This window comes from Enterobacter soli ATCC BAA-2102 (assembly GCF_001654845.1).
GTDB lineage: Bacteria > Pseudomonadota > Gammaproteobacteria > Enterobacterales > Enterobacteriaceae > Enterobacter > Enterobacter soli.
The window spans coordinates 173,627-200,618 of record NZ_LXES01000040.1; the positions used below are offsets into that span (position 1 = coordinate 173,627).

25 protein-coding genes, 1 other RNA gene and 1 other annotated feature are annotated in these 26,992 nt (G+C 54.6%); of the genes, 16 read left to right on the forward strand and 10 right to left on the reverse strand.

The features are described from left to right. Nucleotides 1-2: 2 nt before the first annotated feature. The 13 genes from infC to selO all read left to right on the forward strand — a co-directional run bounded on the left by infC (nucleotide 3) and on the right by selO (nucleotide 10,720). Nucleotides 3-545, forward strand: a complete 543-nt coding sequence (gene infC, locus M987_RS14745) for a translation initiation factor IF-3 (protein ID WP_014069901.1) — start codon at nucleotides 3-5, stop codon at nucleotides 543-545. 97 nt (nucleotides 546-642) lie between these two features. Beyond that, nucleotides 643-840: a 50S ribosomal protein L35 gene (gene rpmI, locus M987_RS14750; protein WP_003030583.1), complete on the forward strand. Its 198-nt coding sequence runs from the start codon at nucleotides 643-645 to the stop codon at nucleotides 838-840. A gap of 52 nt (nucleotides 841-892) precedes the next feature. Next, a complete protein-coding gene (gene rplT / locus M987_RS14755; RefSeq protein WP_000124850.1) occupies nucleotides 893-1,249 on the forward strand; it encodes a 50S ribosomal protein L20 in 357 nt (118 codons plus the stop codon). Between the two features lie 117 nt (nucleotides 1,250-1,366). Next, nucleotides 1,367-1,491: a sequence feature (Phe leader region), on the forward strand. After that, entirely contained in the window at nucleotides 1,372-1,416 is a 45-nt protein-coding gene (pheM, locus tag M987_RS24700; protein WP_001386830.1) for a pheST operon leader peptide PheM, read from the forward strand. It overlaps the preceding feature by 45 nt. Before the next feature lie 62 nt (nucleotides 1,492-1,553). Then, entirely contained in the window at nucleotides 1,554-2,537 is a 984-nt protein-coding gene (pheS, locus tag M987_RS14760; RefSeq protein ID WP_014069902.1) for a phenylalanine--tRNA ligase subunit alpha, read from the forward strand. Nucleotides 2,538-2,552: 15 nt separating this feature from the next. Then, a complete protein-coding gene (pheT, locus tag M987_RS14765) occupies nucleotides 2,553-4,940 on the forward strand; it encodes a phenylalanine--tRNA ligase subunit beta (protein WP_014069903.1) in 2,388 nt (795 codons plus the stop codon). A gap of 4 nt (nucleotides 4,941-4,944) precedes the next feature. Continuing rightward, a complete protein-coding gene (ihfA, locus tag M987_RS14770; protein ID WP_003857805.1) occupies nucleotides 4,945-5,244 on the forward strand; it encodes an integration host factor subunit alpha in 300 nt (99 codons plus the stop codon). Between the two features lie 101 nt (nucleotides 5,245-5,345). Further along, complete coding sequence (btuC, locus tag M987_RS14775) at nucleotides 5,346-6,326, forward strand: vitamin B12 ABC transporter permease BtuC (RefSeq protein WP_041162219.1); 981 nt, start codon at nucleotides 5,346-5,348, stop codon at nucleotides 6,324-6,326. A gap of 35 nt (nucleotides 6,327-6,361) precedes the next feature. Continuing rightward, nucleotides 6,362-6,913: a glutathione peroxidase gene (locus M987_RS14780; RefSeq protein ID WP_014069905.1), complete on the forward strand. Its 552-nt coding sequence runs from the start codon at nucleotides 6,362-6,364 to the stop codon at nucleotides 6,911-6,913. Further along, on the forward strand, nucleotides 6,913-7,668 hold the full coding sequence (gene btuD / locus M987_RS14785) for a vitamin B12 ABC transporter ATP-binding protein BtuD (RefSeq protein WP_014069906.1): 756 nt from the start codon (nucleotides 6,913-6,915) through the stop codon (nucleotides 7,666-7,668). The genes M987_RS14780 and btuD overlap by 1 nt, the downstream gene beginning before the upstream one ends. Before the next feature lie 74 nt (nucleotides 7,669-7,742). Next, nucleotides 7,743-8,207: a C40 family peptidase gene (locus M987_RS14790; RefSeq protein ID WP_014069907.1), complete on the forward strand. Its 465-nt coding sequence runs from the start codon at nucleotides 7,743-7,745 to the stop codon at nucleotides 8,205-8,207. 295 nt (nucleotides 8,208-8,502) lie between these two features. After that, nucleotides 8,503-9,213, forward strand: coding sequence for an EAL domain-containing protein (locus tag M987_RS14795; RefSeq protein ID WP_014069908.1), 711 nt, complete (start codon nucleotides 8,503-8,505; stop codon nucleotides 9,211-9,213). 64 nt (nucleotides 9,214-9,277) lie between these two features. Beyond that, nucleotides 9,278-10,720 (forward strand): protein adenylyltransferase SelO, encoded by a 1,443-nt coding sequence (gene selO / locus M987_RS14800; RefSeq protein WP_014069909.1) that lies wholly within the window; start codon nucleotides 9,278-9,280, stop codon nucleotides 10,718-10,720. On the opposite strand, the gene M987_RS14805 is transcribed toward selO, so the two are convergent. The 8 genes from M987_RS14805 to ppsR all read right to left on the reverse strand — a co-directional run bounded on the left by M987_RS14805 (nucleotide 10,717) and on the right by ppsR (nucleotide 18,834). Next, complete coding sequence (locus M987_RS14805) at nucleotides 10,717-11,496, reverse strand: heme ABC transporter ATP-binding protein (RefSeq protein ID WP_014069910.1); 780 nt, start codon at nucleotides 11,494-11,496, stop codon at nucleotides 10,717-10,719. The two genes, selO and M987_RS14805, sit on opposite strands and share 4 nt — an antisense overlap. Continuing rightward, nucleotides 11,489-12,481, reverse strand: a complete 993-nt coding sequence (locus tag M987_RS14810) for a FecCD family ABC transporter permease (RefSeq protein ID WP_014069911.1) — start codon at nucleotides 12,479-12,481, stop codon at nucleotides 11,489-11,491. The genes M987_RS14805 and M987_RS14810 overlap by 8 nt, the downstream gene beginning before the upstream one ends. Next, on the reverse strand, nucleotides 12,481-13,302 hold the full coding sequence (locus M987_RS14815; protein ID WP_014069912.1) for a heme/hemin ABC transporter substrate-binding protein: 822 nt from the start codon (nucleotides 13,300-13,302) through the stop codon (nucleotides 12,481-12,483). Before M987_RS14815 ends, M987_RS14810 begins: the two co-directional genes overlap by 1 nt. Further along, nucleotides 13,299-14,327, reverse strand: coding sequence for a hematinate-forming heme oxygenase ChuS (chuS, locus tag M987_RS14820; RefSeq protein ID WP_014069913.1), 1,029 nt, complete (start codon nucleotides 14,325-14,327; stop codon nucleotides 13,299-13,301). The genes M987_RS14815 and chuS overlap by 4 nt, the downstream gene beginning before the upstream one ends. Before the next feature lie 48 nt (nucleotides 14,328-14,375). Beyond that, nucleotides 14,376-16,361 (reverse strand): TonB-dependent hemoglobin/transferrin/lactoferrin family receptor, encoded by a 1,986-nt coding sequence (locus M987_RS14825; RefSeq protein WP_014069914.1) that lies wholly within the window; start codon nucleotides 16,359-16,361, stop codon nucleotides 14,376-14,378. A 77-nt stretch (nucleotides 16,362-16,438) separates the two neighbouring features. Beyond that, a complete protein-coding gene (hemP, locus tag M987_RS14830; protein ID WP_014069915.1) occupies nucleotides 16,439-16,627 on the reverse strand; it encodes a hemin uptake protein HemP in 189 nt (62 codons plus the stop codon). 174 nt (nucleotides 16,628-16,801) lie between these two features. Continuing rightward, complete coding sequence (gene aroH, locus M987_RS14835; RefSeq protein ID WP_014069916.1) at nucleotides 16,802-17,848, reverse strand: 3-deoxy-7-phosphoheptulonate synthase AroH; 1,047 nt, start codon at nucleotides 17,846-17,848, stop codon at nucleotides 16,802-16,804. 152 nt (nucleotides 17,849-18,000) lie between these two features. Continuing rightward, complete coding sequence (ppsR, locus tag M987_RS14840; RefSeq protein WP_014069917.1) at nucleotides 18,001-18,834, reverse strand: posphoenolpyruvate synthetase regulatory kinase/phosphorylase PpsR; 834 nt, start codon at nucleotides 18,832-18,834, stop codon at nucleotides 18,001-18,003. A 337-nt stretch (nucleotides 18,835-19,171) separates the two neighbouring features. On the opposite strand from ppsR, the gene ppsA reads away from it, so the two are divergent. The 3 genes from ppsA (at nucleotide 19,172) to M987_RS14855 (ending at nucleotide 25,567) form a co-directional block, all read left to right on the forward strand. Further along, on the forward strand, nucleotides 19,172-21,550 hold the full coding sequence (ppsA, locus tag M987_RS14845) for a phosphoenolpyruvate synthase (protein WP_014069918.1): 2,379 nt from the start codon (nucleotides 19,172-19,174) through the stop codon (nucleotides 21,548-21,550). A gap of 237 nt (nucleotides 21,551-21,787) precedes the next feature. Continuing rightward, entirely contained in the window at nucleotides 21,788-23,188 is a 1,401-nt protein-coding gene (locus M987_RS14850; RefSeq protein ID WP_014069919.1) for an MFS transporter, read from the forward strand. Nucleotides 23,189-23,191: 3 nt separating this feature from the next. Beyond that, nucleotides 23,192-25,567 carry a glycoside hydrolase family 3 N-terminal domain-containing protein gene (locus M987_RS14855; protein WP_014069920.1) on the forward strand — a complete coding sequence of 792 codons (2,376 nt, stop codon included), beginning with the start codon at nucleotides 23,192-23,194 and terminating at the stop codon, nucleotides 25,565-25,567. 5 nt (nucleotides 25,568-25,572) lie between these two features. Here M987_RS14855 and rprA read toward each other — a convergent pair. Beyond that, nucleotides 25,573-25,680: antisense sRNA RprA (gene rprA, locus M987_RS14860), an RNA gene on the reverse strand. A 193-nt stretch (nucleotides 25,681-25,873) separates the two neighbouring features. Beyond that, complete coding sequence (gene ydiK, locus M987_RS14865) at nucleotides 25,874-26,989, reverse strand: AI-2E family transporter YdiK (RefSeq protein ID WP_014069921.1); 1,116 nt, start codon at nucleotides 26,987-26,989, stop codon at nucleotides 25,874-25,876. Nucleotides 26,990-26,992: the final 3 nt, after the last annotated feature.

A 26,992-nucleotide genomic window follows, 5' to 3' on the forward strand; every position in this document is an offset into this window, starting at 1 on the left:
GTATTAAAGGCGGAAAACGAGTTCAAACGGCACGTCCGAATCGTATCAATGGCGAGATTCGCGCCCAGGAAGTTCGCTTAACAGATCTGGAAGGTGAGCCACTGGGAATTGTGAGTCTGAGAGAAGCGATCGAAAAGGCTGAAGAAGCTGGAGTAGATTTAGTTGAAATCAGCCCTAACGCCGAACCGCCAGTTTGTCGTATCATGGACTACGGCAAGTTCCTTTATGAAAAGAGTAAGTCTTCTAAGGAACAGAAGAAGAAGCAAAAAGTTATCCAGGTTAAGGAAATTAAATTCCGTCCTGGTACCGACGATGGCGATTATCAGGTAAAACTCCGCAGCCTGATTCGCTTTCTGGAAGATGGCGATAAGGCCAAGATCACACTGCGTTTCCGCGGTCGTGAGATGGCCCACCAACAGATTGGTATGGAAGTGCTTAACCGCGTCCGTGACGATCTGAGTGAACTGGCAGTAGTCGAATCCTTCCCTACGAAGATCGAAGGCCGCCAGATGATCATGGTGCTCGCTCCTAAGAAGAAACAGTAAGGCCTTCAAGCAGCAAAATCTGTGGAGCCTTCGGGCCTCATAGGTTTTGCTCGCCTATGTTTCGTTTATTTAACAATGCGAAGTGGAAGTTATTAAGATGCCAAAAATTAAGACCGTACGCGGTGCTGCTAAGCGCTTCAAAAAAACCGGTGGTGGTGGATTTAAGCGTAAGCACGCAAACCTGCGTCATATTCTGACCAAAAAATCTACTAAACGTAAACGTCACCTGCGTCCAAAAGGCCTCGTGTCTAAAGGCGATCTGGGTCTGGTTATCGCGTGCCTGCCGTACGCATAAGCCGTTAACGTTTAATTTTTTTTACTAAGAATATAGATACAGGAGAGCTCACATGGCTCGCGTAAAACGTGGTGTAATTGCTCGTGCACGTCACAAAAAAATTCTGAAACAAGCTAAAGGCTACTACGGTGCGCGTTCACGCGTATACCGCGTTGCCTTCCAGGCTGTTATCAAGGCTGGTCAGTATGCTTACCGTGACCGTCGTCAACGTAAGCGTCAGTTCCGTCAACTGTGGATTGCACGTATCAACGCAGCAGCACGTCAGAACGGTATTTCTTACAGCAAATTCATCAACGGCCTGAAAAAAGCCTCTGTTGAAATCGACCGTAAGATCCTGGCTGACATCGCAGTATTCGACAAAGTAGCGTTCACCGCTCTGGTCGAAAAAGCGAAAGCAGCACTGGCGTAAGCCAGTTGGAAGAGGGGGCTTTGCTCCCTCTTTTGTTTTAACCTTATCAGAACATTGACTTTTACCCGTCCAGGCTTTTCAATAAGGTCTTAACGGCTCTAAACCTATAAGGTAACGCAAGCATGAATGCTGCTATTTTCCGCTTCTTCTTTTACTTTAGCACCTGATATCAGGAGGCTAGCGCGTGAAAGATGAAACGAAAAACAGCGCCGAATAAGCCTCCTGATGGAGGCTTTTTTTGTGTCTAAATTCGAGAGATTAAGTCCACCAAATCGGTGTCTGCACCGACATAATGAGGAAAACCATGTCACATCTCGCAGAGCTGGTTGCCAGTGCAACGGCCGCCATTAACCAGGCCTCAGATGTTGCCGCGTTAGACAACGTCCGCGTCGAATATCTGGGTAAGAAAGGGCACCTGACCCTTCAAATGACTACCCTGCGTGAGTTGCCAGCAGAAGAGCGTCCGGCAGCGGGTGCGGTGATTAACGAAGCCAAAGAGCAGGTACAGCAGGCGCTGAATGCGCGTAAATCCGCGCTGGAAAATGCGGCACTGAACGCGCGTCTGGCTGAAGAAACCATCGATGTTTCCCTGCCTGGTCGTCGTATTGAGAACGGCGGTCTGCACCCGGTTACCCGTACTATTGACCGTATTGAAAGTTTCTTCGGTGAGCTCGGCTTTACCGTGGCGACTGGCCCGGAAATCGAAGATGACTATCACAACTTCGATGCGCTGAACATTCCAGGCCATCATCCGGCACGTGCTGACCACGACACTTTCTGGTTCGATGCTACGCGTCTGCTGCGTACCCAGACTTCTGGCGTGCAGATCCGTACCATGAAAGATCAAGAGCCGCCAATTCGCATCATCGCGCCAGGCCGTGTTTATCGTAACGATTACGACCAGACGCACACCCCAATGTTCCACCAGATGGAAGGCCTGATCGTTGATAAAAACATCAGCTTTACCAACCTGAAAGGGACGCTGCACGACTTCCTGAATAACTTCTTTGAAGAAGATTTGCAGGTTCGTTTCCGTCCTTCCTACTTCCCGTTCACCGAACCTTCTGCGGAAGTTGACGTGATGGGTAAAAATGGCAAATGGCTGGAAGTGCTGGGCTGCGGCATGGTGCACCCAAATGTTCTGCGTAATGTCGGCATTGATCCTGAAGTGTACTCTGGCTTTGCCTTCGGTATGGGCATGGAGCGTCTGACCATGCTGCGCTACGGCGTAACCGATTTGCGCGCATTCTTCGAAAACGATCTGCGTTTCCTCAAACAGTTTAAATAAGGGCAGGACAGAACAATGAAATTCAGTGAACTGTGGTTACGCGAATGGGTGAACACCTCTCTCGATAGCGAAGCGCTTTCCAACCAAATCACCATGGCAGGCCTGGAAGTTGACGGCGTTGAGCCGGTTTCAGGTGCCTTTAACGGTGTGGTTGTGGGTGAAGTGGTTGAATGCGGCCAGCATCCTAATGCCGACAAACTGCGCGTAACAAAAGTGAACGTGGGCGGCGAACGCCTGCTGGATATCGTCTGTGGCGCGCCAAACTGCCGTCAGGGGCTGAAAGTTGCTGTGGCAACCGTGGGTGCGGTACTGCCGGGTGATTTCAAAATCAAAGCCGCAAAACTGCGTGGTGAGCCGTCTGAAGGGATGCTGTGCTCTTTCTCTGAGTTGGGTATTTCCGACGACCACAACGGCATCATTGAGCTGCCGCTGGATGCGCCAATCGGTACGGATATTCGCGAATACCTGAAACTCGACGACAACACCATCGAGATCAGCGTGACGCCAAACCGTGCCGACTGTTTAGGCATTATCGGTGTGGCGCGTGATGTTGCCGTGCTGAACCAGGTTGAGCTGAACGTGCCAGATATCACGCCAGTGGCTGCCACCATCGCCGACACTCTGCCGATTCAGGTTGAAGCGGCCGATGCGTGTCCACGTTACCTGGGCCGTGTTGTGAAAGGCATTAACGTTAAAGCGCCAACCCCGCTGTGGATGAAAGAGAAGCTGCGTCGTTGCGGCATCCGCTCCATTGACGCGGTTGTAGACGTGACTAACTACGTTCTGCTGGAGCTGGGCCAGCCAATGCACGCGTTCGATAAAGATCGTATCGAAGGCGGTATTGTCGTGCGTATGGCGAAAGAGGGTGAAACCCTGGTTCTGCTGGACGGCAGCGAAGCAAAACTCAACGCCGACACCCTGGTCATTGCTGATCATGGTAAAGCGCTGGCGATGGGCGGTATCTTCGGTGGTGAGCATTCCGGTGTGAATGACGAAACGCAAAACGTACTGCTGGAATGCGCCTTCTTCAGCCCGCTGTCTATCACCGGCCGTGCGCGCCGTCATGGCCTGCATACCGACGCTTCTCACCGCTACGAGCGTGGCGTTGACCCGGCACTGCAATACAAAGCAATGGAGCGTGCAACGCGCCTGCTGATCGATATCTGTGGCGGCGAAGCGGGCCCGGTTATTGATGTCACAAACGAAGCTACTCTGCCGAAACGCGCAACCATCACCCTGCGGCGCAGCAAGCTGGATCGTCTGATTGGCCACCACGTTGCGGATACTCAGGTTAGCGACATTCTGCGTCGTCTGGGCTGTGAAGTCACCGAAGGTCAGGACGAGTGGAAAGCCGTTGCGCCATCATGGCGTTTTGATATGGAAATCGAAGAAGACTTGGTGGAAGAAGTGGCGCGTGTTTACGGCTACAACAACATTCCAGACGCGCCGGTACAGGCAGGCCTGGTCATGGGCTCTCACCGCGAAGCCGACCTGTCCCTGAAGCGTGTGAAAACCATGCTCAATGACAAAGGCTATCAGGAAGTGATCACCTATAGCTTCGTTGATCCGAAGGTACAGCAGTGGATCCACCCGGCTGAGGAAGCGCTGATCCTGCCAAGCCCAATCTCAAGCGAAATGTCAGCAATGCGTCTGTCCCTGTGGACGGGTCTGCTCGGGACTATCGTTTACAACCAGAATCGTCAGCAAAACCGTGTGCGCATTTTCGAAAGTGGATTGCGCTTTGTGCCAGATAATCAGGCAAATTTAGGCATCCGTCAGGATCTCATGCTGGCTGGCGCCATCAGCGGCAACCGCTATGAAGAACACTGGGATCTGGCAAAAGGGACGGTTGATTTCTACGATATGAAGGGCGATCTGGAAGCGATTCTCGATCTGACCGGTAAATTATCTGAAATTGAATTCCGTGCGGAATCCATCCCGGCCCTGCATCCAGGCCAGAGCGCTGCCATTTATTTAGATGGCAAACGCGTTGGTTTCATTGGTGTTGTTCACCCTGAGCTGGAGCGCAAACTGGACCTGAACGGCCGTACCATCGTGTTCGAGCTGGAGTGGAACCCGGTTGCAGACCGCGTCATTCCTCAGGCGCAGGATGTTTCACGCTTCCCGGCGAACCGCCGTGATATCGCGGTTGTGGTCGCTGAAAACGTGCCTGCAGCAGATATTTTGGCCGAATGTAAGAAAGTTGGCGTAAATCAGGTAGTTGGCGTAAACTTATTTGACGTGTACCGCGGCAAGGGCGTAGCAGAAGGTTTCAAGAGCCTCGCTATCAGCCTTATCCTTCAGGATACCAGCCGTACACTCGAAGAAGAGGAGATTGCCGCTACCGTCGCCAAATGTGTAGAGGCATTAAAAGAGCGATTCCAGGCATCATTGAGGGATTGAACCTATGGCGCTTACAAAAGCTGAAATGTCAGAATATCTGTTTGATAAGCTTGGGCTTAGCAAACGGGATGCCAAAGAGCTGGTAGAGCTGTTTTTCGAAGAGATCCGTCGCGCTCTGGAAAACGGCGAGCAGGTAAAACTCTCCGGTTTTGGCAATTTTGATTTGCGAGACAAAAACCAACGTCCGGGCCGCAACCCGAAGACGGGGGAAGATATTCCCATTACAGCCCGCCGCGTGGTGACCTTCAGACCCGGCCAGAAGTTAAAAAGCCGTGTCGAAAACGCAACGCCCAAAGCAGAGTAATATGAACTAACTAAAAAGGTCGCATTCGCGGCCTTTTTTCTTTGCTCTCCTGTAAACCCACCGTAAAATCAAATACATCTCATTCTGATAAAACCATGTCTATGCCTGATTTCGCTCATCGCCAGCGCCAATCCGACCTGCTCCGCCTGCTTGTACTTGTGCTGCTGCTCTTTGTTGCCGCAGCCGTCAGTCTGTGCGCGGGCGACCGGTGGCTGGGGCCGGAAAGCTGGTTTGGCGCAGACGGGCAGCTTTTTGTCTGGCAAATCCGGCTGCCGCGCACCCTGGCGGTGATCCTCGTTGGCGCGGCGCTGGCGCTCTGCGGCACCATGATGCAGGCGCTGTTTGAAAACCCGCTGGCGGAGCCGGGCCTGCTGGGGGTATCAAATGGGGCGGGCGTGGGCCTGATTGCAGCGGTCATGCTGGGGGGCGGCGAGCTTTCAGCCTGGAACATTAGTCTAAGCGCCATTATCGGTGCGCTTGTGATTACCGTGATACTCCTGCGCTTCGCAAGACGTCATCTATCGACCAGCCGGTTGCTGCTGGCAGGAGTTGCACTGGGGATCATTTGCAGTGCGCTCATGACCTGGGCGGTCTATTTTTCCACCTCATTTGATTTACGCCAGCTGATGTACTGGATGATGGGCGGGTTTGGCGGCGTTGACTGGCGCCAGGGGTGGCTGATGGTATTGCTTATCCCTGTGATAATCTGGGCGTGCTGCCAGGCACAACCGCTGAACATCCTTGCACTGGGGGAAACCTCTGCCCGCCAGCTCGGTATGTCGATGAATTTATGGCGCAATGTGCTGATTATTGCCATTGGCTGGATGGTAGGGGTGAGCGTAGCGCTGGCCGGTGCCATAGGTTTTATTGGCCTTGTCATCCCGCACATGCTACGACTTTGTGGTGTCACGGATCACCGCACGTTACTCCCGAGCGCGGCCATAGCCGGTGCGGCAACGCTGTTGGTGGCTGATATTATCGCCAGGCTTGCACTGACAGCCGCTGAGCTGCCGATTGGCGTGGTCACCGCCACGCTAGGCGCGCCAGTATTTATCTGGCTACTATTAAAAGCCGGACGTTAAACCTACCCAACCACGGAATAAACTGAGGGGATGCTATGCAGTACGATATTCTGAATACCGAAGTGACCACCATTGACGGCGAAAAGACAACGCTTGAGGGCTACAAGGGCAACGTTTTGCTGCTGGTGAACGTGGCCTCCAAATGTGGCCTGACGCCACAGTACGAGCAGCTTGAAGCGCTGCAAAAAAACTGGGAGAGCGAAGGCTTTACCGTGCTTGGGTTCCCTTGCAATCAGTTTTTGGGCCAGGAGCCGGGCAGCGAAGAAGAGATCAAAACATTTTGCAGTACCACCTATGGTGTGACCTTCCCGCTGTTCAGCAAGATTGATGTCAATGGCGAGCACCGTCATCCTTTGTATGAAAAACTGGTGTCTGCGGCACCGACCGCGGTTGCCCCGCAGGGCAGTGGCTTCTACGAGCGTATGGCCAGTAAAGGACGTGCGCCGCTCTACCCGGACGATATCCTGTGGAACTTTGAAAAATTCCTGATTGGGCGTGACGGGCAGGTTATACAGCGTTTCTCTCCGGATATGACGCCGGAAGACACCGTGGTGACTGACGCGATTAAAAAGGCGCTGGCGCACTAATGACCTTGCTGATGCAGCTGACGGATGTGGCTGAAAAAGGACGCCTTGAGCCAATGAGCGCTGCCATCAATGCCGGAGAGATCCTGCATCTTGTGGGGCCGAATGGCGCAGGAAAGAGCACGCTGCTGGCGCGCATCGCGGGGCTGACCACCGGGCAAGGGGAGATAACCCTGTTGGGTCACTCGCTTGCCCAATGGTCACCGGTGTCGCTGGCGCACCGGCGGGGTTATTTAGTGCAACAGCAAGTCCCGCCATTTGCTATGCCGGTCTGGCACTATCTTACGCTGCATCTGCATGATAAAAGCCGCACTGCGCTTCTCGAAGAGGTGGCGGCGGCATTGGGGTTAGAGGACAAACTGTCGCGAAATGCCAGCCAGCTTTCTGGCGGCGAGTGGCAACGTGTGCGTCTGGCGGCCGTTATTCTTCAGATCCATCCGGCGGGTAATTCTCAGGGATGCTTGCTGTTGCTGGACGAGCCAATGAGCGGCCTGGATGTTGCTCAGCAGGCCGCGCTCGACACTATCCTGAGTTCACTCACCCGTGCGGGTGTCGCTGTGGTCATGAGCAGCCACGACCTGAACCATACGCTACGCCATGCCCACCGGGTATGGTTGCTGGCCCGGGGTAAAATGATTGCCAGCGGCGCGCGGGATAGCGTGCTGACGCCTCCTCATCTGGCTACTGCCTATAACATGCACTTTCGCAGGCTGGATATCGAAGGGCATAAGATGCTGATTTCTACGGCTCAGGAGTAACCGTTTCTTGCGCGGTTGCACAATTGCACGCTAAATTACGAAAAGAACAATAAAAGCAGAGGATTCGTCTGAAAATGCGATTCTGGTTTCTCCTTGCAGCGGCGTTATTTCTTGCGGGATGCAGTAGCCATCGTGCGCCACCACCTAATGCGCGACTGTCTGATTCCATTACGGTCATTGCCAGCCTTAACGATCAGCTGAGCAACTGGCGCGGCACGCCGTATCGTTACGGTGGGATGAGCCGTGGCGGTGTGGATTGCTCGGGTTTTGTGCTCATGACGTTTCGCGATAAGTTTGATTTACAGCTACCGCGTGAAACGCGTAAACAGGCTGAAATCGGCACTGAAATTGATAAGGACGATTTACTGCCTGGCGACCTGGTATTTTTCAAAACAGGCTCAGGTGAAAGCGGTCTTCATGTTGGTATTTATGATACGGATAACCAGTTCATTCATGCCTCAACCAGTCGTGGGGTGATGCGTTCATCTCTCGATAATGTTTACTGGCGTAAAAACTTCTGGCAAGCCAGGCGTATTTAGCAATGCTTAACATGTCAGTTTCCTGGCGCGTACTGGCTAAAAAAACGCGCCTGAGTTTCAGATATATGTTGATTAAAGTTAAATTTATGCCGAATTAATTATGTCTGTATGTGTCTGTTTTATCTAAAACTGGCTATTAATGAGTAACCAGGATAAGATTATTTTTAGATTCAGGGATAAATCTGAAAACTAATACGGAACTAATGAAATTAATCTTATTAAAATCAATACAGTGGAATTGTGTCAGCAATTGCTCCAGGATGTCCTCTTTCATCTTTAAAGCGGGGCGAGCGCAATGATTATCACGCTAGATAATGCTTACCAGTCTGAGTTTTTACTTTGTCCTGCACGTAATAGTGCCGGGGAGCTTAAAGGTTTAGAAATTATGGTTAACTTTGTTGGCGTGGATACAGACGTACGAATCCCCACTGAACTGGTTATCCCACATCTTTCACCAGCGGAAGAACTCGCGCTGTTTCAGGAAAAACTGCAACTGCTCGAGACCTGCAAACTGTTCTTTATTCAGCATCAGCTTATTGCATGGATTAATATTACACCTGCAATTGTTGAGTTTTTATTAACAAATGAAAACGCTGTTTCAATAATCGAACGCTTCCCGTTTCTGGAGTTTACTGTTAATGAGAACTATCCAGGTTTAAATAACGGAAAGGACGATCTGGCGATGGCAAGGATGGCGATCCGTTATCCGCTGGTACTGGCCAATTTTGGTGCCGGGGCCGCTTCTCTGAAGCCTGTGTATGACGGTTTGTTTAAACGTGTGATCATCGACAGAAACTTTATTCAGCAACGCGTCACCGAGCTGTCATTCGAGCCTTTTATGCGTGCGATCCTCTGGCAAATAACACCGCACTGCCAGTCGGTGATTGTCGCTGGTATCGACGACCACGGAACATTGCAGCGCGTGATGCCATTTGAGTTCGGCGCGATGCAGGGTGGGCTGTGGCCTGCCGTCACGGCGGAACAAGTGACTCTGCTGGTTCAGTGATAACCCTTGTTTTCGCCCGTGTTTAAGTCCAGGTAAACCCTCTACACTAAAAGCAGGAGGACTTATGACCCTGTCTTTTACTGCACACTGGCATGACGAGTTGCCCGGCTTTTACACCGCGCTCAAACCAACCCCATTACAAAATGCCCGGCTGATCTGGCATAACGACCAGCTTGCCGATGCATTGGGCGTTCCGCCTGCGTTATTCCGGCCCTCTGAAGGCGCTGGGGTCTGGGGCGGCGAAACGCTGCTCCCTGGTATGAACCCCCTGGCTCAGGTCTACAGCGGACACCAGTTTGGCGTCTGGGCGGGGCAGTTGGGCGATGGCAGAGGCATTTTGTTGGGTGAACAACAACTCCCCGACGGACAATCATTCGACTGGCATCTGAAAGGTGCGGGTCTTACCCCGTATTCCCGCATGGGCGATGGCCGCGCGGTGCTGCGCTCAACCATTCGCGAATGTCTGGCGTCCGAAGCGATGCACGCCCTGGGTATTCCCACCACACGGGCGTTATCCATCGTGACCAGCGACACGCCTGTCGCACGAGAAACGATGGAGCAGGGGGCGATGCTGATGCGCGTTGCGCAAAGCCACCTGCGCTTTGGCCATTTCGAACATTTCTATTATCGACGTGAGCCGGACAAGGTCCGCCAGCTTGCCGATTACGCTATTCGCCGCCACTGGCCCGCATTGAAGGACGAGGCGGATAAATACCGACTCTGGTTCTGTGATGTGGTGGCGCGTACCGCGTCAATGATTGCCCGCTGGCAAAGCGTGGGCTTTGCGCACGGTGTGATGAACACCGATAACATGTCTATCCTGGGGCTGACCTTTGACTATGGCCCGTACGGCTTCCTCGACGATTATCAGCCGGGCTATATCTGTAACCACTCTGATTACCAGGGGCGTTACAGCTTTGACAACCAGCCAGCGGTCGGGCTGTGGAATTTGCAGCGCCTGGCGCAATCTTTATCGCCGTTTATCGATGTTGACGCCCTCAACGATGCGCTCGATACCTATCAGGACGTTCTGCTGCGCGAGTACGGAAAATTAATGCGCGGGAAACTGGGGCTGATAACCCAGGAGAAGGGCGATAACGACATCCTGAACGGGCTTTTCGCGCTGATGGCCCGCGAGGGCAGCGATTACACCCGTACCTTCCGGATGCTGGGCCAGACGGAGCAACACAGTAGTGCTTCTGTGCTGCGCGATGAGTTTATCGACCGTCAGGCCTTTGATGACTGGTATCGGCAGTATCGGGCGCGTTTGCAACGCGATAATGTGGATGATGCAACCCGCCAGGCGCAAATGAATGCGGCTAATCCGGCGATGGTCTTGCGCAACTGGCTGGCGCAGCGGGCAATTGAACAGGCAGAGCAGGGCGAATATGCGGAGCTGCACCGGTTGCACCTGGCGTTACGCACGCCTTTTGCTGACAGGGATGATGATTATGTCAGCCGCCCGCCGGACTGGGGCAAGCGGCTGGAGGTCAGCTGCTCAAGCTAAGGGGCGAGAAAAACCTGCGGTGCGTGGTGAGCCGGATGCCTGCCGACGTGAACCTGCGCGCCATACCAGTGCGCCAGGGTGTCGGCCTGCAAGACCTGTTCGGGCGTACCGTGGGAAACAATCTGCCCGTTATGTAATAACACAACCCGATCCGCCCACAGCGCGGCAAGATTCAGATCGTGCAGAACAATACAGACATGTAATTTTCCCCGGCCGGTTAAGGTTTTCAACAGGCGCAGCAGGTGCTGCTGATGGTAAAGATCCAGCGCCGAGGTTGGCTCGTCCAGAAACAGCCAGCCGCCTGGCTCGCCATCGCACCACAACTGCGCCAGCGCGCGGGCAAGCTGCACGCGCTGCTGTTCTCCTCCGGACAACGCCGCGAACTGCCGTCCGGCCAGCGGTAAACAGCCCGTTATCTGCATCACTTCACGTACAACCGCCGCTTCAGGATGGTGTGTCCAGGGCGCGCGGCCCATTCCTACTACGGCTTCTACCGGCCAGTCAAAGCCCAGCTGTGTCTGCTGTCGCATCACTGCCCGACAACGGGATAATTTTTCCGGGTGCCAGTCGTGAAGGGGGGTTCCCGCCAGTAAGCATTGTCCGCTCGCCGGTTTGAGATAGCCCGTGAGCAGGCGTAATAACGTCGATTTCCCGGCACCGTTAGGGCCTATCAACGCCACCAGTTCACCCTGGGATAACGAAAGGGATACGTCATTAATCAGGGTGCGGTGTGCTACGCGAAAGGTGAGATTTTCTGCACTAAAACAATCAGCCATGCTGGCCTCCCCGACGGAAAATAAGCCACAGGAACCAGGGGGCGCCAAGGATGCTGGTCAGAAGCCCAACCGGCATTTCCGCCGGAGCTACCAGGGTTCGCGCAACCGTATCGGCAATCAACAGTAAAAATGCGCCAGCCAGTACGGAGCCGGGGATCACCGCCCGGTGGTCGGCCCCAAGCCACATTCGCATCAGATGCGGTACCACCAGCCCGACAAAGCCGATAACGCCACTGACGGCAACGGCAGCCGCCACCAGCAACGCGCTGCACAGCAGTAACACACGCTGAACAACCTTCACATCGACCCCGAGATAATGCGCCTCTTCTTCGCCCAGTTGCAGCAGATTGAGCGCAGTCGCAAGCCGCCAGATTACCCACACCGTGGGCACCATCAGCGAGGTCACGGCCAGAAGTGTTGACCACTGGGCCTGCCCAAGGCTACCCATTCCCCACAACGAGAGCTGGCGAAGCTGAGCATCGTTGCTGATCCAGGAAAGTACCCCCACCGCCGCGCCACACAGCGCGTTGATGGCAATACCCACCAGCAGCAGCCGCGACAGCGAGCTTTCCCGCTGCTGGCTTAGCAGGAAAATCACCACGGTTGCCGCCAGCGCGCCGAGAAATGCCGCCAGCATCGGCGCATATAACATCACCAGGGCTGGCAGCGAAAGTGGGATAACCACCCACAGCGCGACGGCCAGCGCAGCGCCGCTGCTGATCCCAAGCAGACCCGGATCGGCAAGCGGATTACGAAACAGCCCCTGCATCACACAGCCCGCCAGCGCCAGCGAACCACCAATCACCAGTGCCAGCAGCACGCGGGGCAGGCGGATGGTCAGCCAGATCTGACGAAGTGCGTCATCGCTGTTATTCCACAGCAGGCTCACCGGCAGGCGCAACGCGCCAAAACCCGTTGCCAGAAGCGTCATCACCAGTAGCGCTACGGCCAGCATACACAGGGAGAGTGTGATACGCCGGGTCATCAGGGCAACTGCTCGGCTTTGGTGCGCAACTGTTGAATGGCCTGCGGCGTGCGCACGCTGAAGCCCAGCAGCGCCATATCATCAATGGCAAGAACCTGTTTGTTACGTCCAGCCGGCGTTTGCGCCAGACCTGGCAGTTTCCACAGATTCTCTTCGCCACCGAGCGCTTTCACACCGTCCTGAGAAATCACAACCAGATCGGGCTGGCTTGCGATAACCCCTTCCTGCGAGAGTGGCTGATAGCGGGTGAAGCCCTGCATGGCATTCTGCAACCCTGCGGCCCGAATGGCGGCATCGGCCCCGGTCTGTTGTCCTGCCGCCATTGCGGTCATGCCGCCGTGGTTGAGGATAAACAGCACACGCTTGTTAAGCGGTGTCGTGGGCAGTGCTGCTAATTCCTGACGCAGCTTGCCGCGCAGGATCTCGCCCTGTGCCTGCTGATGAGTGGCTTGCGCAATCACACGGACTTTTTCATCAATCACGCTCAGGTCATTGCTGCCGGGTACGGTGACGACTTTCACATGGCTTTGTTCGACCTGCTTTAAGGCAAGAGAAGGTTGTGCCTGCGCACTTGCCAGCACCAGCGTCGGGCGCATGGATAAAATCCCTTCGGCATTAAGCTGGCGCAAATACCCCACATCCGGGAGATCGTTTGCCGCCTGAGGCCACTGGCTGGTACTGTCGCGCGCGACCAGAGACGACTGAGCACCTAATGCATAGACAATCTCAGTGACATCGCCGCCAAGCGTGACCACTTTCTCAGGCGTGGCAGCAAACGCGACCAGCGGTAAGGCACCGAGCAGGGCGAACCATTTTTTCATGCGGCCAGCCCTTTTGGTGTCAGGGCATCAATCTGGCTGCGCCACTGGCTTTGCTCTGGTTCACCTTCGGTACGCTGACCGTACAGCTGTGCGATTTGCGTGCCGTCAGCGGCAAACAGCTCCAGGCTGGTCACATGGCCATCAGCGGTAGGTTTGCGGGTTACCCAGGTTTCGGCGATGGTCTCTTCCAGCAGATGCAGGGTAAAGGTCGGGTTAAAGATGTTCAGCCAGCCTTTCATCGGCACCAGTTTTTCCACTACGCCGGTGAAGATCTGCACGCAGCCGCGGTTGCCGACAAACACCATAATTTCGTTGCCGTCCTGACGGGCGGTATCCAGCAGTTGTGCCAGCGCGCGGTTATCGACCTTGCACGCCAGATCGTCACCCACCAGGCGGAAAGCCTGCTGACGGGACAGATTGTGGCGTTTCAGCAGGGTAAAGAACTGATGGACGTCGGTCATGGCACGCCACTCTTTATCAACGAGAGCACCGTCGGCGTTTTCAGCATGAACAGGCAGTTCCGCGGCTCTCAGCGCCAGAGGCGGGTTATCGGCAAAGATAAAGCGCGTCAGCACATCGCCCCAGGCAGAAACGTCAGTATTGTCGGTGGTGTACACCTTCAGCAGTGCATCGCCCTGATGGTCGAAGAACTGAATGCTCTGACGTTCACCACGGGCGGTCGTTTCGCTGATATGAAACACGCTCGCCCACTGGTTCAGGAACAGACGTAAGTCCAGCGCACGCGGATTCAGCACCAGCCCGGCGTGGCCGTTGAGGTGCTGGTTGGTGAAGGTGCCAACCTGCTCGTGAACGGCATATTCGTTGCGGCAGATGCACTTGGTTTCGCCTACGGTTTCCAGTGCGCCTAAGATCTCGCGAATTTCTCCGTGCAGCCGCCATGCATCATGCCCCACACGTGCAAAGGTCAGCTCGGCTTCACTGATATTCATCAGGCCTGCGATGTCACGCGCGTACTTACCCGGGTTTTCTTCTTTTAGCTCAAGCCAGCGTGTGTAGTGATTCATTGTCTCTTCCTTTCTTTATAGTTGCCCCGGCGAGCCGGGGCGAGGGGATTACCACTGATAACTCACGAAAATCTTACCGTTACGGCCATCCTGTGGGATGCCCTGCGGTGACCAGTACTCTTTATCAAAGGCGTTACCCAGCACCAGCGTGGTGGTTACCCCTTTCAGCTGCTCCTGGCCTTTATAGCTCACGTAGAAATCGTTGACCGCGTAGCCTGGTTGTTTGCTGTAGCTGCTGCTGATATGCGTTGAACGATCAACAAATGTGCCGATCCAGCCCACCGAGAAACCGCTTTGCGCCACCGGAATGTCCAGCTTGCTGGTGACGGTATCCGGGTTGATGCTGGAGATGTACTCGCCGGTGTCGGTATCTTTGCCGCGTGTACGGTTATAGGCCATATCCAGGCTGAACAGGTCGGCGGAGTATTTCGCCATCACATCCCAGCCCCAGATTTTGGCGTTTGGCACGTTATAGGACATGGTCGTCGCGGCAGCAAAATCGACGGTGGTTGAGATGTAATCTTTCGCTTTGGTGTCGAAATAGCTGGCTTTGAACTCCAGCGCATCGCTGGCCAGCATCAGGTTGTCAAAGCGCAGACCAAAACCGTACTCCTGGGTTTCGTTGGTTTCCGGGCGCAGGTTCGGGTTTGGCACCCAGTAGTTAGTATAGAAACTACCGATGGAGAAGTGCTTCGCATCGTTGTACATCTCACCCATTGTCGGGGCGCGGAATGCCTGGGCGTAAGAGCCGAACAGCATCAGCCAGTCGGTCGGGCTGACGGTTAACCCCGCGCGGGATGACCACTGGTCGGCATCCACATCGTCATAGCCATCGCTGCTGCCGCGATAGTTGTCATAACGCGTACCGCCGAGGATCGTCACAGGCAGGTCACGCAGGGTGATTTCGTCCTGTAACCAGCCGGAGCTGAAATCAATTTTCGCTTCCGGGAAACCGGTGGTTACGCCACCCGGGTTCTGCTCCTGACGGTAGTATTCGCCGCCGTAGGTGAGCAGGTGTGATGCGAAAGTATCAGAGAACAGACGGGTGCGGTTTTCAACCTTGCCGCCTTTGGTGGTTTGCTTGCGGAATTCGCCCGAGCCATCGACGTTCTGGGCATTAATACGCGCTTCCGACCAGTAGACTTTTGCATCGGCATTGAGCCAGTCGTTGCCTTCCGGGGCAATGTTGTAGCCGAGCTGGGCGTCCCGCTGGATGGTGGAACGGTCTGTCATTGGATTGCTGGTATCGCTGGCTTCAGAAGTTTGCGGATTTTTTGGCTCCTGCGCCGCATTGTTGTAATAGCGCAGAGAGCCGCTCAGCGTCTGGGCGGTGTCGATTTTCCAGCTGCCTTTCGCCAGCATATTGCTGATGGATTCATCGTTTGGTGCAGTCGTGCCGTTGCTCTGGCGAATGTCCCCGCGATCGCGGCTTGACCAGGCGACTAAGCCATCCAGGGTATCGGTGCGACCATAGGCGCTCGCCCCCATCCCGATACTGTGATCGCCTGTAGCCCCAGTCCCGAATACGCGATAACCGCTGTTTTTGCCCGGCTCCAGCAGGTCTTTGGCATCGGCGGTGTCATAGGAGATCACGCCACCCAGCGCACCACTGCCGTACAGCAGAGCAGACGGGCCGCGAACCACTTCAATGCGCTTGATCAGCGCCGGATCCAGGAAGGTGCTGTTGAGGTGCCCGGTGTCAGTGCCCTGGCGTACACCATCAACCAGCACTAACACACCGCGACGATCGTAACCGCGCAGGTTGACATCCTGGCCGTTTGTACGTCCGGTGCCGTCGAGCGTCAGGCCCGGGACTTTGCGCAGCAAGTCTGCGGCGGAGCTGGCGGTCTGGTTTTCCGGGGCGGTAGCGTCAATCACGCTCACCATCATCGGGGCTTCAAAGGCACTGCGGGGATTACCGGTCGCGGTAACGGTAATATCATCTGCGGCAGCAAACGCGGCGCCCGGCAAGGTGCTGACAATGGCCAGCGCCAGAAGTGATGGACGCAAAGACGCGGAATGCAGGTGTGGCATAGCAACTCTCCATTAAGAATCGAAAGCGCTGGCTGCCTGGGGATTACCTGGGTGGCTGGCGTATTTTTTTGAGTAATTTATTTAGTCAGGATCAGTTTTCCGGCATGGGTCTGGCGCAGCAGGTAGTGCTGGCCGTCATGCTCGATAATGACCCGCCCCTCATCACCCAGCAGACTTTTGCTGTCGATACGACGGTCGTCAGGAGAAGGGGAAGGCGCTGTGTGTGTTTTTATAGGCGTTGCCGCGGTGTTATCCATACGTGACATAATGTTTACAAATAACAATCAATGTAACAATGATAATCATTATCAACAAAGTCAAAATTCACGGCAAGCCTTTTTGTGAAAAATTTGTGACGGGATCAAATTTGAGGGGAAGGGTGCGGTCTGGTGCCCTCACCCGGGCCCTCTCCCACAGGGAGAGGGTGAAGGGCTATAACATCAAAAACGTGAGTCTACAGCTGCCGTCAGTTTCTCCAGCAGCAGCTCGCTGTCTTCCCAGCTTAGGCACGGATCGGTAATCGACTGGCCGTAAACGATAGGCTGGCCAGCCACCACTTTCTGCGTCCCTTCTTTCAGGAAGCTTTCAGCCATGATCCCGGCCACGGCCGTTGAGCCGCTGCGGATCTGCTGACAAACCTCATCGCAGACATCCAGCTGGCGGCGATGCTGTTTCTGGCAATTGCCGTGGCTGAAGTCCACCACCAGGTGCTCAGGCAGATCAAATTCGGCCAGCGTTTCACAGGCGGCAGCGATATCGTCTGCGTGGTAATTCGGCTTTTTGCCACCGCGCATAATGATATGGCCGTACGGATTCCCGCTGGTCTGATAAATGGTCATGTGGCCATTTTTATCCGGCGAGAGGAACATATGGCTGGCACGGGCCGCGCGGATCGCATCAACCGCGATGCGGGTATTGCCGTCGGTACCGTTTTTAAATCCAACCGGGCAGGAGAGGGCAGATGCCATTTCGCGGTGGATTTGGCTTTCAGTGGTTCGTGCGCCAATCGCGCCCCAGCTGATCAGGTCGGCGATAAATTGCCCGGTCACCATATCGAGGAATTCGGTCGCGGTAGGCACACCCAGTTCATTGACCTGTAACAGCAGCTTACGCGCCAGCTCAATACCGTGATTCACGCGATAACTGCCGTTCAGGTCAGGGTCAGAAATTAGCCCTTTCCAGCCAACAACGGTGCGGGGTTTTTCAAAGTAGGTACGCATCACGATTTCCAGGCGATGCTGGTGTTTTTCACGCAGCGCCTGAAGTCGTTTAGCGTAATCCATCGCGGCATCCAGGTCGTGAATGGAACAAGGGCCGATGATCACCAGAAGACGGCGATCTTCACCATTCAGGATTTTTTCAATACGACGGCGCGAGGCCGTGACATGTTCCGCAACGCCTGCGGAAACAGGATGTCGCACCGCCAGTTCAGCCGGGGTAATCAGGCTATCAATACGCGCAGTGCGGAGTTCGTCGGTTTTGTTCATGGAATATCTCAGAAAATTTTTGCTTCATCGGCAGACTACCGGGAAGTGATGGGCATCACCTTAAACCAATCCCTGCTGATTTCAAGTTCGGGGCGAAGCCGCCCCGATGATGTGCAGGATGATACCTTAATCTGGATTAATGTACTAGCATATTAGTACATGCGACGATTCAGTCCCATGATATCGAGGATTTTGGTAGCGATTTCTTCTACCGAATAGTTGGTGCTGTTAAGCCACGGGATTTGGTTTTTTCGGTACAGGGCTTCAACTTCTGAGACTTCCATGCGGCACTGGCGCATCGAGGCGTAGCGGCTGTTCTCACGGCGCTCTTCACGAATGGCGGCCAGGCGTTCCGGGTTTATCGTCAGGCCAAACAGCTTATGTTGCAGTGGCTTAAGCGCAGCGGGTAACACCAGGTTATCCATATCGTCAGCAATAAAGGGGTAGTTCGCCGCCCGGATCCCGAACTGCATGGCCAGGTAGAGGCTGGTCGGGGTTTTGCCGCAGCGTGATACGCCAAGCAGGATCACCTGCGCCTGATCGAGATTACGCAGGGAGATGCCGTCATCGTGAGCCAGGGTGTAATCAATGGCCGCGATACGGGCATCGTACTTGATCAGGTTTCCGGGGTTAAGACCGTGGGTGCGATGGGCAATCGGCGTGGGATCAAGCTTCAGTTCACCTTGCAGCGGAGCCACCAGGGCCTGCACGATGTCCTGACAAAAGCCTTCACTTTGCAAAATAATCTGGCGAATTTCCGGGATCACGATGGAATAGAAGACCAGCGGACGCACGCCTGATTGCTGGTAGATGGCGTCAATCTGGTCTTTCACGGCTTTCGCGCGACTCTCATTTTCCACAAACGGCAGCGTGATGCTGTTGATGGAAACCGGGAACTGCGACATGACCGCATGTCCCAGCACTTCGGCGGTAATCGCCGTACCATCAGAAATATAAAAAACGTGGCGATCGACAGCATTATCCATTTTTCTCACCCTGAATATCGGACCTAATTGACTGAAAGCATAAATTAAAAAAGTAAAATACAACAGAGAGGGAATCGTCTTAATTATAAATGAAACGGTATTTTTAATTTTAATGAAAAGTGGATTTCATTTTTTGAAAAACCAATATAAACCGAACATTTTTGTGGGAATCCATTGTAATCATTGGGTTAGCGATTGATGGGGAAGTGTCCGAAAAAATAAAAAATAAAGTTGCTTACACGATTCACCGTTTTTTTCACGAGAACAAATATGCCAGGATAAATACGCATTAAGGTGTTTCTTAATCCCGTTCAAATATCACAAAAGGATTGTTTCGATGTCCAACAATGGCTCGTCACCGCTGGTGCTTTGGTATAACCAACTCGGCATGAATGATGTAGACAGAGTTGGGGGCAAAAATGCCTCCCTGGGTGAAATGATTACCAACCTGTCCGGTATGGGTGTCTCCGTACCGAATGGGTTTGCCACTACCGCCGAAGCGTTTGACCTGTTTCTTGACCAAAGCGGTGTAAACCAGCGCATTTACGAACTGCTGGATAAAACGGATATCGATGATGTTGCTGAGCTTGCCAAAGCCGGCGCACAGATCCGCCAGTGGGTCATCGACACACCTTTCCAGCCGGAGCTGGAAAAAGCGATTCACGACGCGTACGACCAGCTTTCCTCTGATGATGCGCAGGCCTCGTTTGCGGTACGCTCTTCAGCCACCGCAGAAGATATGCCAGATGCCTCCTTCGCCGGTCAGCAGGAAACCTTCCTCAACGTGCAGGGCTACGATGCCGTGCTGGTGGCGGTGAAGCACGTGTTTGCTTCCCTGTTCAACGACCGCGCCATCTCGTATCGCGTGCATCAGGGCTATGACCACCGTGGCGTGGCGCTCTCGGCAGGCATTCAGCGCATGGTGCGCTCAGATGTCGGCTCATCCGGCGTGATGTTCTCCATTGATACCGAATCCGGCTTCGACCAGGTGGTGTTTATCACCTCTGCGTGGGGTCTGGGTGAAATGGTTGTGCAGGGTGCGGTTAACCCGGACGAATTCTACGTGCACAAACCAACGCTTGCGGCAAACCGTCCGTCTATCGTGCGCCGTACCATGGGATCGAAAAAGATCCGCATGATTTATGCCCCGACTCAGGAGCACGGCAAGCAGGTTAAAATTGAAGACGTGCCGCAGGAACAGCGCGACCGCTTCTCTCTGACCGATGCCGAAGTGCAGGAGCTGGCGAAGCAGGCTGTGCAGATTGAGAAACACTATGGCCGCCCGATGGATATCGAGTGGGCCAAAGACGGCAACACCGGCAAGCTGTTTATCGTGCAGGCGCGCCCGGAAACCGTCCGTTCTCGCGGTCAGGTGATGGAGCGTTATACGCTTCATGCACAGGGCAAAGTGATTGCTGAAGGCCGTGCCATCGGTCACCGCATTGGTGCGGGCCCGGTGAAAGTTATTCAGGACATCAGCGAGATGAACCGCATTCAGCCGGGTGACGTGCTCGTTACCGACATGACCGACCCGGACTGGGAACCGATCATGAAGAAGGCTGCGGCGATTGTTACCAACCGTGGTGGCCGTACCTGCCATGCGGCGATTATCGCCCGTGAACTGGGTATCCCGGCGGTGGTTGGCTGTGGTGATGCGACCGAACGCATGAAGGATGGCGAGAACGTCACCGTCTCCTGTGCGGAAGGTGATACCGGTTATGTCTATGCCGAGCTGCTGGACTTCAGCGTGAAAAGCTCCAGCGTGGATACCATGCCGGACCTGCCGCTGAAGATCATGATGAACGTGGGTAATCCGGACAGGGCGTTTGACTTCGCCTGCCTGCCAAACGAAGGGGTTGGCCTGGCGCGCCTGGAATTTATCATCAACCGTATGATTGGCGTGCACCCGCGTGCACTGCTGGAGTTTGACGATCAGGACGCGAAACTGCAAAACGAAATTCGCGAAATGATGAAAGGCTACGACTCGCCGAAAGAGTTCTACGTTGGCCGTCTGACCGAAGGGATCGCGACGCTGGGTGCGGCGTTCTATCCGAAACGCGTCATCGTGCGTTTGTCTGACTTTAAATCTAACGAATACGCCAACCTGGTGGGCGGTGAGCGTTACGAGCCAGAAGAAGAGAACCCGATGCTGGGCTTCCGTGGTGCCGGACGTTATGTGTCTGACAGCTTCCGTGACTGCTTTGCGCTGGAGTGCGATGCGGTGAAACGCGTGCGCAACGACATGGGGCTGACCAACGTTGAAATCATGATCCCGTTCGTCCGTACCGTGGCGCAGGCCAAAGCGGTAGTAGAGGAACTGGCGCGTCAGGGTCTGAAGCGTGGTGAAAACGGACTGAAGCTCATCATGATGTGCGAAATTCCGTCTAACGCCCTGCTGGCTGAGCAGTTCCTGGAGTATTTCGACGGTTTCTCTATCGGCTCAAACGACATGACGCAGCTGACGCTGGGTCTGGATCGCGATTCTGGTGTGGTTTCCGAACTGTTCGATGAGCGTAATGAGGCGGTTAAAGCGCTGCTGTCAATGTCCATCAAAGCAGCGAAGAAGCAGGGTAAATATGTCGGGATTTGTGGTCAGGGTCCATCCGACCATGAAGACTTCGCTGCCTGGCTGATGGAAGAGGGGATTGATAGCCTTTCCCTGAACCCGGATACCGTGGTGCAAACCTGGCTGAGCCTGGCAGAACTGAAAAAGTAATGCCGTAATACCCGTATGCAGAAAAGGTGAGGATATTTATCCTCACCTTTTTTATTTTCATGCCGACATGCTCCCCGTCACAAATAAAGCAAAAAACCAAATATCATAATTTGTCTGTTAATTTAGACAATTGTTAGCGCGCAAAGCGTTGCTAATACTTGAGCCTTAACTGCGCATTACCCTACACGATGCGCAACTGGTTGAAATACGTTTTAACCTGATAAAAGGCCCATAAAAATGAACATCTCCCCTGTCTTACGTACGAAAGATAAAATAGGTTACGGTTTAGGTGATATGGCCAGCGCGCTGGTCTGGCAAACCGCAACCTTATTTCTTGCCTATTTTTATACGGATGTATTTGGTCTGCCGGCAGCAATAATGGGAACCATGTTTTTAGTGGTGCGCGTGGTTGATGCCTTTGTCGATCCCTGTATTGGCGCGCTGGTGGATCGCACGCAAACCCGTCATGGCCGCTTCCGCCCATGGCTGTTATGGTTCGCCATTCCTTTTGGCGTGAGTTGCCTGATTACGTTCTATGTTCCTGATGTCGGGCCAACGGCGAAAATCATCTACGCCTGCGTGACTTACACCATCCTGAGCCTTATCTATTCGGCCATTAATGTTCCCTACTGCGCGATGCCCGGAGCGCTCACCCTTGACCCGCGTGAACGTCATTCACTGCAATCCTGGCGCTTTGGGTTGTCCTTTATCGGCGGCCTGATTGTCACGGTCATTGCGCTGCCGCTGGTGGCAAAACTGGGTGATGGCAATGTGCAAAAAGGCTATTTCTACGCCATGAGTTTAATGGGGTTATTAGGCATTATCTTATTCTTCTGCTGTTTCCTGATGACCCGCGAGCGTTATTCTCCGCGCAGCGACACGTCTGGCTCGATGATTACCGATTTAAAACGCCTGGCGGGAAATAGTCAGTGGCGGATAGTGTTTGTATTTAATATTTTATTGCTGACTGCAGTGGTTACGCGTGGCTCGGCAACCCTGTATTACGTGAACTATGTATTGTTACGCCCGGAGCTGGTTTTCGCCTTTATTGTTTCTGGCATGGTGGCCTCCCTCAGTGGTGCATTATTGTCTGAACGGTTATTGGGTAAATTCGACCGGGTGCGGGCCTATCAGTGGACGATTATCACTTTCGTTATATTCGGCGCACTTATTTTCTTCCTGCCGCCGTCGCAGGTCTGGCTGATATTCGGCCTGAACATTATCTTCAGCTTTATTCAAAACCTGACCACGCCGCTGCAATGGACCATGTTCTCTGACGTGGTGGATTACGAAGAGCATCGCAGTGGCCGTCGTCTGGATGGGCTGGTGTTCTCCACCGCGCTGTTTGCCATCAAATTTGGCCTGGCGCTGGGTGGAGCTGTGGTGGGCTGGGTGCTGGGCATGGTGGACTATGCACCGGGCCAGGCCGTACAGGCTCCGCATGTGCTGAGCACCATCAACGCACTCTTTACGCTGATCCCCTGCGCGCTGTTCATCGGTATGGTCGCGCTGCTCACCGTTTACAAACTCAATAGCCGACTGGTTGACACTATTGCCCGCGAGCTTGCCAGCAAGCGCCAGGCGCGCCCGGACGAAGAAGCACTCACCCCGGCACTTCATCATGTAATCAAGGAGTAACGTATGACTGCAATCTATAAGGATGCGGGTCGTCCCGTGCACGAACGCGTGGCGGATTTACTGGCCCGTATGACCTCAGAAGAGAAATTTGCGCAGATGCACGCGTACTGGCTGATCCTCGATGAACACGGCAACCATCGCGAGCGGACGGATTTGAGTGATGAGTTTGCGGGCGTCAGCGAACAGGCTGCGCTGGGTGAGAGGCTGAAGTTGGGGGTCGGACAGATAACCCGGCCACTGGGGACGCATATTGTTGACGCCAGAACGGGCGTGCGGGCGGCAAATCGCTTGCAACGGATGATGATGGAAGAGACGCGGCTCGGCATCCCGGCGCTGTTCCACGAAGAGTGTCTGGTCGGCTTGCTCTGTAAAGACGCCACCTTATTCCCCTCATCGCTGAACTATGGTTCAAGCTGGGACCCGGCGCTCGTCAGGCGTGCCGCAGAGCACATTGGTGCCGAGGCCCGCTCGGTGGGTTGTCAGCAGGGGCTGGCACCTGTTCTGGATGTCTCACGCGATGTCCGCTGGGGGCGCACCGAAGAGACGTTTGGTGAAGACCCGTGGTTAGTAGGCGTGATGGCCAGCGCCTATGTGGAGGGATTACAGGGCGAAAAACGCGACCTGCTGGCCACGCTGAAACACTATGTTGGTCACTCGTTCAGCGAAGGGGCACGTAACCATGCGCCCGTGCATCTGGGGTTCAGCGAACTGAACGATACCTTCCTGCTGCCGTTCGAAATGGCGGTGAAGCTCGCTAATGCAGGGTCGGTGATGCCTGCGTATCACGATATCGACAACCAGCCAGGCCACAGTGACAGTTTCCTGCTGACGACGGTGCTACGCGAGCAGTGGGGTTTTGACGGCATTATCGTTGCCGATTACGGTGGCGTGAGCCTTCTGCATCAGCACCACGGTATTTCGCATGACGCCGCTGAATCGGCAGCGCTGGCCTTTAATGCCGGGCTGGACGTTGAGCTGCCTAAAGATGACTGCGCGCGCCATCTGGCACAGGCGGTTGAACGCGGGCTTATCACCATGGCGAAGGTGGATGAGATCGTGGGGCGCGTACTGACCGAGAAATTCCGTCTTGGTTTGTTTGAAAACCCCTATGCTGATGAAAACGCCATTGATCTGCAAAATAACGCCACCCGGCAGGTGGCACGCGAGGTAGCGACCCGTTCGCTAACCTTGCTTGAGAATAACGGCATTCTGCCCCTCAGCGGAAAGCCGCGTGTGGCGGTGGTGGGGCCTACGGCAGACGATCCTCTGGCATTGCTCAGTGGTTATAGCTTCCCGGTGCATTTAATCATCAGCGATATGGTGGACGAAACCTCGCAGGTGACGACACCGCGCGCGGCGCTTGAACACTACCTGGGGACATCGCAGGTTCGTTATGCCAAAGGTTGTCACATCATCGAAAAACGCATGGCGGGCGCGCCGGTCTTCCCGGGCGACAGCGGCGGAAAACCGATACAGCAATCTCCGGTTTCGCGCAGTACCGCCCTGATCCCCGAGGCTGTGTGCGCGGCACAAGAGAGTGACGTGGTGGTGGCCTGCGTCGGGGATCTTGCCGGGTTGTTTCAGAGCGGGACCGTCGGGGAAGGTTCCGACACGGACTCCCTGAACCTGCCAGGCGTGCAACAGCAGTTACTGGAAGCGCTAGTCGCAACAGGTAAACCGGTGGTGGTAGTGATGACCGGGGGAAGGCCGTACAACCTGCAAGGCCTGGAGGACAAGGTCGCGGCATTTATGTTGGCCTGGGCACCCGGACAGGAAGGCGGCTGGGCGATTGCCGACGTGCTGACCGGCCGTGCAGAGCCACAGGGCAGGCTGGTGGTCAGCGTGCCGAAAAGCGCAGGGGCGATGCCGTATTACTACAACCACAAACTCAAAAGTGGCGGCACGCCATTTGCGTTTCATTTTGGCTCGCGCTATCCCTTCGGGTTTGGTCTGGGCTGGAGCAACTTTGGCTTAAGCAACCCAAAACTGGCATCAGATAAGATTGATATTGCAGGGGAAGTAGCCCTGAGTTTTGATGTGACCAACCGCGGCGAACGCAGCGGCAGCGAAGTGGTGCAGGTCTATGTACGCGATAAAGTGGCAAGCCAGGTGCGCCCGTTGCAGGAGCTGAAAGCCTTCCAGCGGGTGACGCTCTCACCCGGGGAAACAACCCGGCTGACCTTCACCTTGCCGGTCGATATGTTCAACTTTACCCGCCGCGACGGCAAGCGGATTGTCGAGCCGGGCGAGTTTGAGCTACAGATTGGCACGTCATCGGCAGATATTCGCGAAGTGGTTACGGTGAACGTCACCGGCGAGACACGTGTATTGCCTGCCGACTGGCGGATGCTAAGTCAATGTGAGACGAAGAGCGTCTGAGAAGGACAAAAAAAAGCCCATCGTGGGAGATGGGCAAAGACTACACACAGCAATTCGTTGTTTCACTCAGGGGATTTCCATGCTTATAAATCAAGGTGTTGATTTATAACCGTGAGCTAATAGTAGGCATTGAGGTTTTTTGCGTCGATCAGATTCGTCTCAATAGTTAAAGAGACGTAAAGATTTTTTGAGGTGAATGACAGAGTTACAGGCAATGTGGCGGGTCTGACCAGTGAAATGATTAATGATGTTTAAGTATTGCGAGGAAATCAGGCCGGGTAAGCGCAGGGCCACCCGGCAATACCGTTACTGTTTGTTCTTCTCTTCCAGATCTTCCAGTTCGCTGAGGATCACATCGGGGTCGGTGCCTGGTGGTGGTACTTCATGCACCCAGGCAGAGAACAATCGCCAGGTGACAGCGAGCAGCACCGGGCCAATAAACAGGCCAATCATGCCGAACGCAATCAACCCGCCAATAACACCAGACAGGATCAGAATCAGCGGCAGATCCGCACCCATGCGAATGAGTATCGGGCGAATAACGTTATCCATCGTACCGACCACGCAGCTCCAGACCAGCAGAACGGTGCCCCAGGTGGTGTCCCCGGACCAGTAGAGCCAGATGATGCAAGGGATCAGCACCAGCAATGGCCCAAGTTGCGCAAGGCAGGTCATTATCATGATCACGGTAAAGATAGTGGCGTATGGCACACCAGAAATCGCAAGACCGATACCGCCCAGAACAGCCTGCACCAGGGCCGTCACCACCACTCCCAGCGCAACGGCGCGAACGGCCTGAGCCGCCAGCAGGATCGCCGCATCACCGCGTTTACCGGCCAGTCGGGTGGCAAAATGTCGCACACCCAGTGCGACCTGCTCACCACGCCAGTACAGCAGGGCGCTGAAGGCCAGCATCAGCGTACAGTGCATCATAAAGCGACCGATGTGTGCGGCCTGCCCGACAAACCAGGTGGTTGTAGTGCCAATATAAGGACGCACTTTCGCCATCAATGCGCTGCCGCCCATCTCCAGCAGGCCGTGCCAGCCGCTGTACAGTTTTGAACCGATAACCGGAATGCTATTTAGCCAGGCGAGATCCGGCAGCGTCATGTCGCCGCTGCTGATGGCGCGAATAACCGGGCCGCTGGTATCAACCAGGCTATTAACCAGTAAGGCAATCGGAATAATAAACAGCAGGAACAGCAGTAAGGTCATGACCAGCACGGCAAGCGCACGGCGGCCAAACAGCAGTTTCTGTAAACGCAGCAGCAGTGGCCAGGTGGCGACGACTACGGTACTGGCCCAGGCGAAGCCGAGCACAAATGGCTGAACAATCCACAGACACGCAATAATCATGATTGCCAGAAACAGCACTGACAGCAGGATTTGCGCAACATCCCTCGGCTGACGAAGATTGACCATAAA

Coding starts and splice junctions, on each gene's coding strand:
- rpmI (WP_003030583.1), top strand. CDS start 643: ATGCCAAAAATTAAGACCGTACGCGGTGCTGCTAAGCGCTTCAAAAAA.
- rplT (WP_000124850.1), top strand. CDS start 893: ATGGCTCGCGTAAAACGTGGTGTAATTGCTCGTGCACGTCACAAAAAA.
- pheS (WP_014069902.1), top strand. CDS start 1,554: ATGTCACATCTCGCAGAGCTGGTTGCCAGTGCAACGGCCGCCATTAAC.
- pheT (WP_014069903.1), top strand. CDS start 2,553: ATGAAATTCAGTGAACTGTGGTTACGCGAATGGGTGAACACCTCTCTC.
- ihfA (WP_003857805.1), top strand. CDS start 4,945: ATGGCGCTTACAAAAGCTGAAATGTCAGAATATCTGTTTGATAAGCTT.
- btuC (WP_041162219.1), top strand. CDS start 5,346: ATGCCTGATTTCGCTCATCGCCAGCGCCAATCCGACCTGCTCCGCCTG.
- M987_RS14780 (WP_014069905.1), top strand. CDS start 6,362: ATGCAGTACGATATTCTGAATACCGAAGTGACCACCATTGACGGCGAA.
- btuD (WP_014069906.1), top strand. CDS start 6,913: ATGACCTTGCTGATGCAGCTGACGGATGTGGCTGAAAAAGGACGCCTT.
- M987_RS14790 (WP_014069907.1), top strand. CDS start 7,743: ATGCGATTCTGGTTTCTCCTTGCAGCGGCGTTATTTCTTGCGGGATGC.
- M987_RS14795 (WP_014069908.1), top strand. CDS start 8,503: ATGATTATCACGCTAGATAATGCTTACCAGTCTGAGTTTTTACTTTGT.
- selO (WP_014069909.1), top strand. CDS start 9,278: ATGACCCTGTCTTTTACTGCACACTGGCATGACGAGTTGCCCGGCTTT.
- M987_RS14805 (WP_014069910.1), bottom strand. CDS start 11,496: ATGGCTGATTGTTTTAGTGCAGAAAATCTCACCTTTCGCGTAGCACAC.
- M987_RS14810 (WP_014069911.1), bottom strand. CDS start 12,481: ATGACCCGGCGTATCACACTCTCCCTGTGTATGCTGGCCGTAGCGCTA.
- M987_RS14815 (WP_014069912.1), bottom strand. CDS start 13,302: ATGAAAAAATGGTTCGCCCTGCTCGGTGCCTTACCGCTGGTCGCGTTT.
- chuS (WP_014069913.1), bottom strand. CDS start 14,327: ATGAATCACTACACACGCTGGCTTGAGCTAAAAGAAGAAAACCCGGGT.
- M987_RS14825 (WP_014069914.1), bottom strand. CDS start 16,361: ATGCCACACCTGCATTCCGCGTCTTTGCGTCCATCACTTCTGGCGCTG.
- hemP (WP_014069915.1), bottom strand. CDS start 16,627: ATGTCACGTATGGATAACACCGCGGCAACGCCTATAAAAACACACACA.
- aroH (WP_014069916.1), bottom strand. CDS start 17,848: ATGAACAAAACCGACGAACTCCGCACTGCGCGTATTGATAGCCTGATT.
- ppsR (WP_014069917.1), bottom strand. CDS start 18,834: ATGGATAATGCTGTCGATCGCCACGTTTTTTATATTTCTGATGGTACG.
- ppsA (WP_014069918.1), top strand. CDS start 19,172: ATGTCCAACAATGGCTCGTCACCGCTGGTGCTTTGGTATAACCAACTC.
- M987_RS14850 (WP_014069919.1), top strand. CDS start 21,788: ATGAACATCTCCCCTGTCTTACGTACGAAAGATAAAATAGGTTACGGT.
- M987_RS14855 (WP_014069920.1), top strand. CDS start 23,192: ATGACTGCAATCTATAAGGATGCGGGTCGTCCCGTGCACGAACGCGTG.
- ydiK (WP_014069921.1), bottom strand. CDS start 26,989: ATGGTCAATCTTCGTCAGCCGAGGGATGTTGCGCAAATCCTGCTGTCA.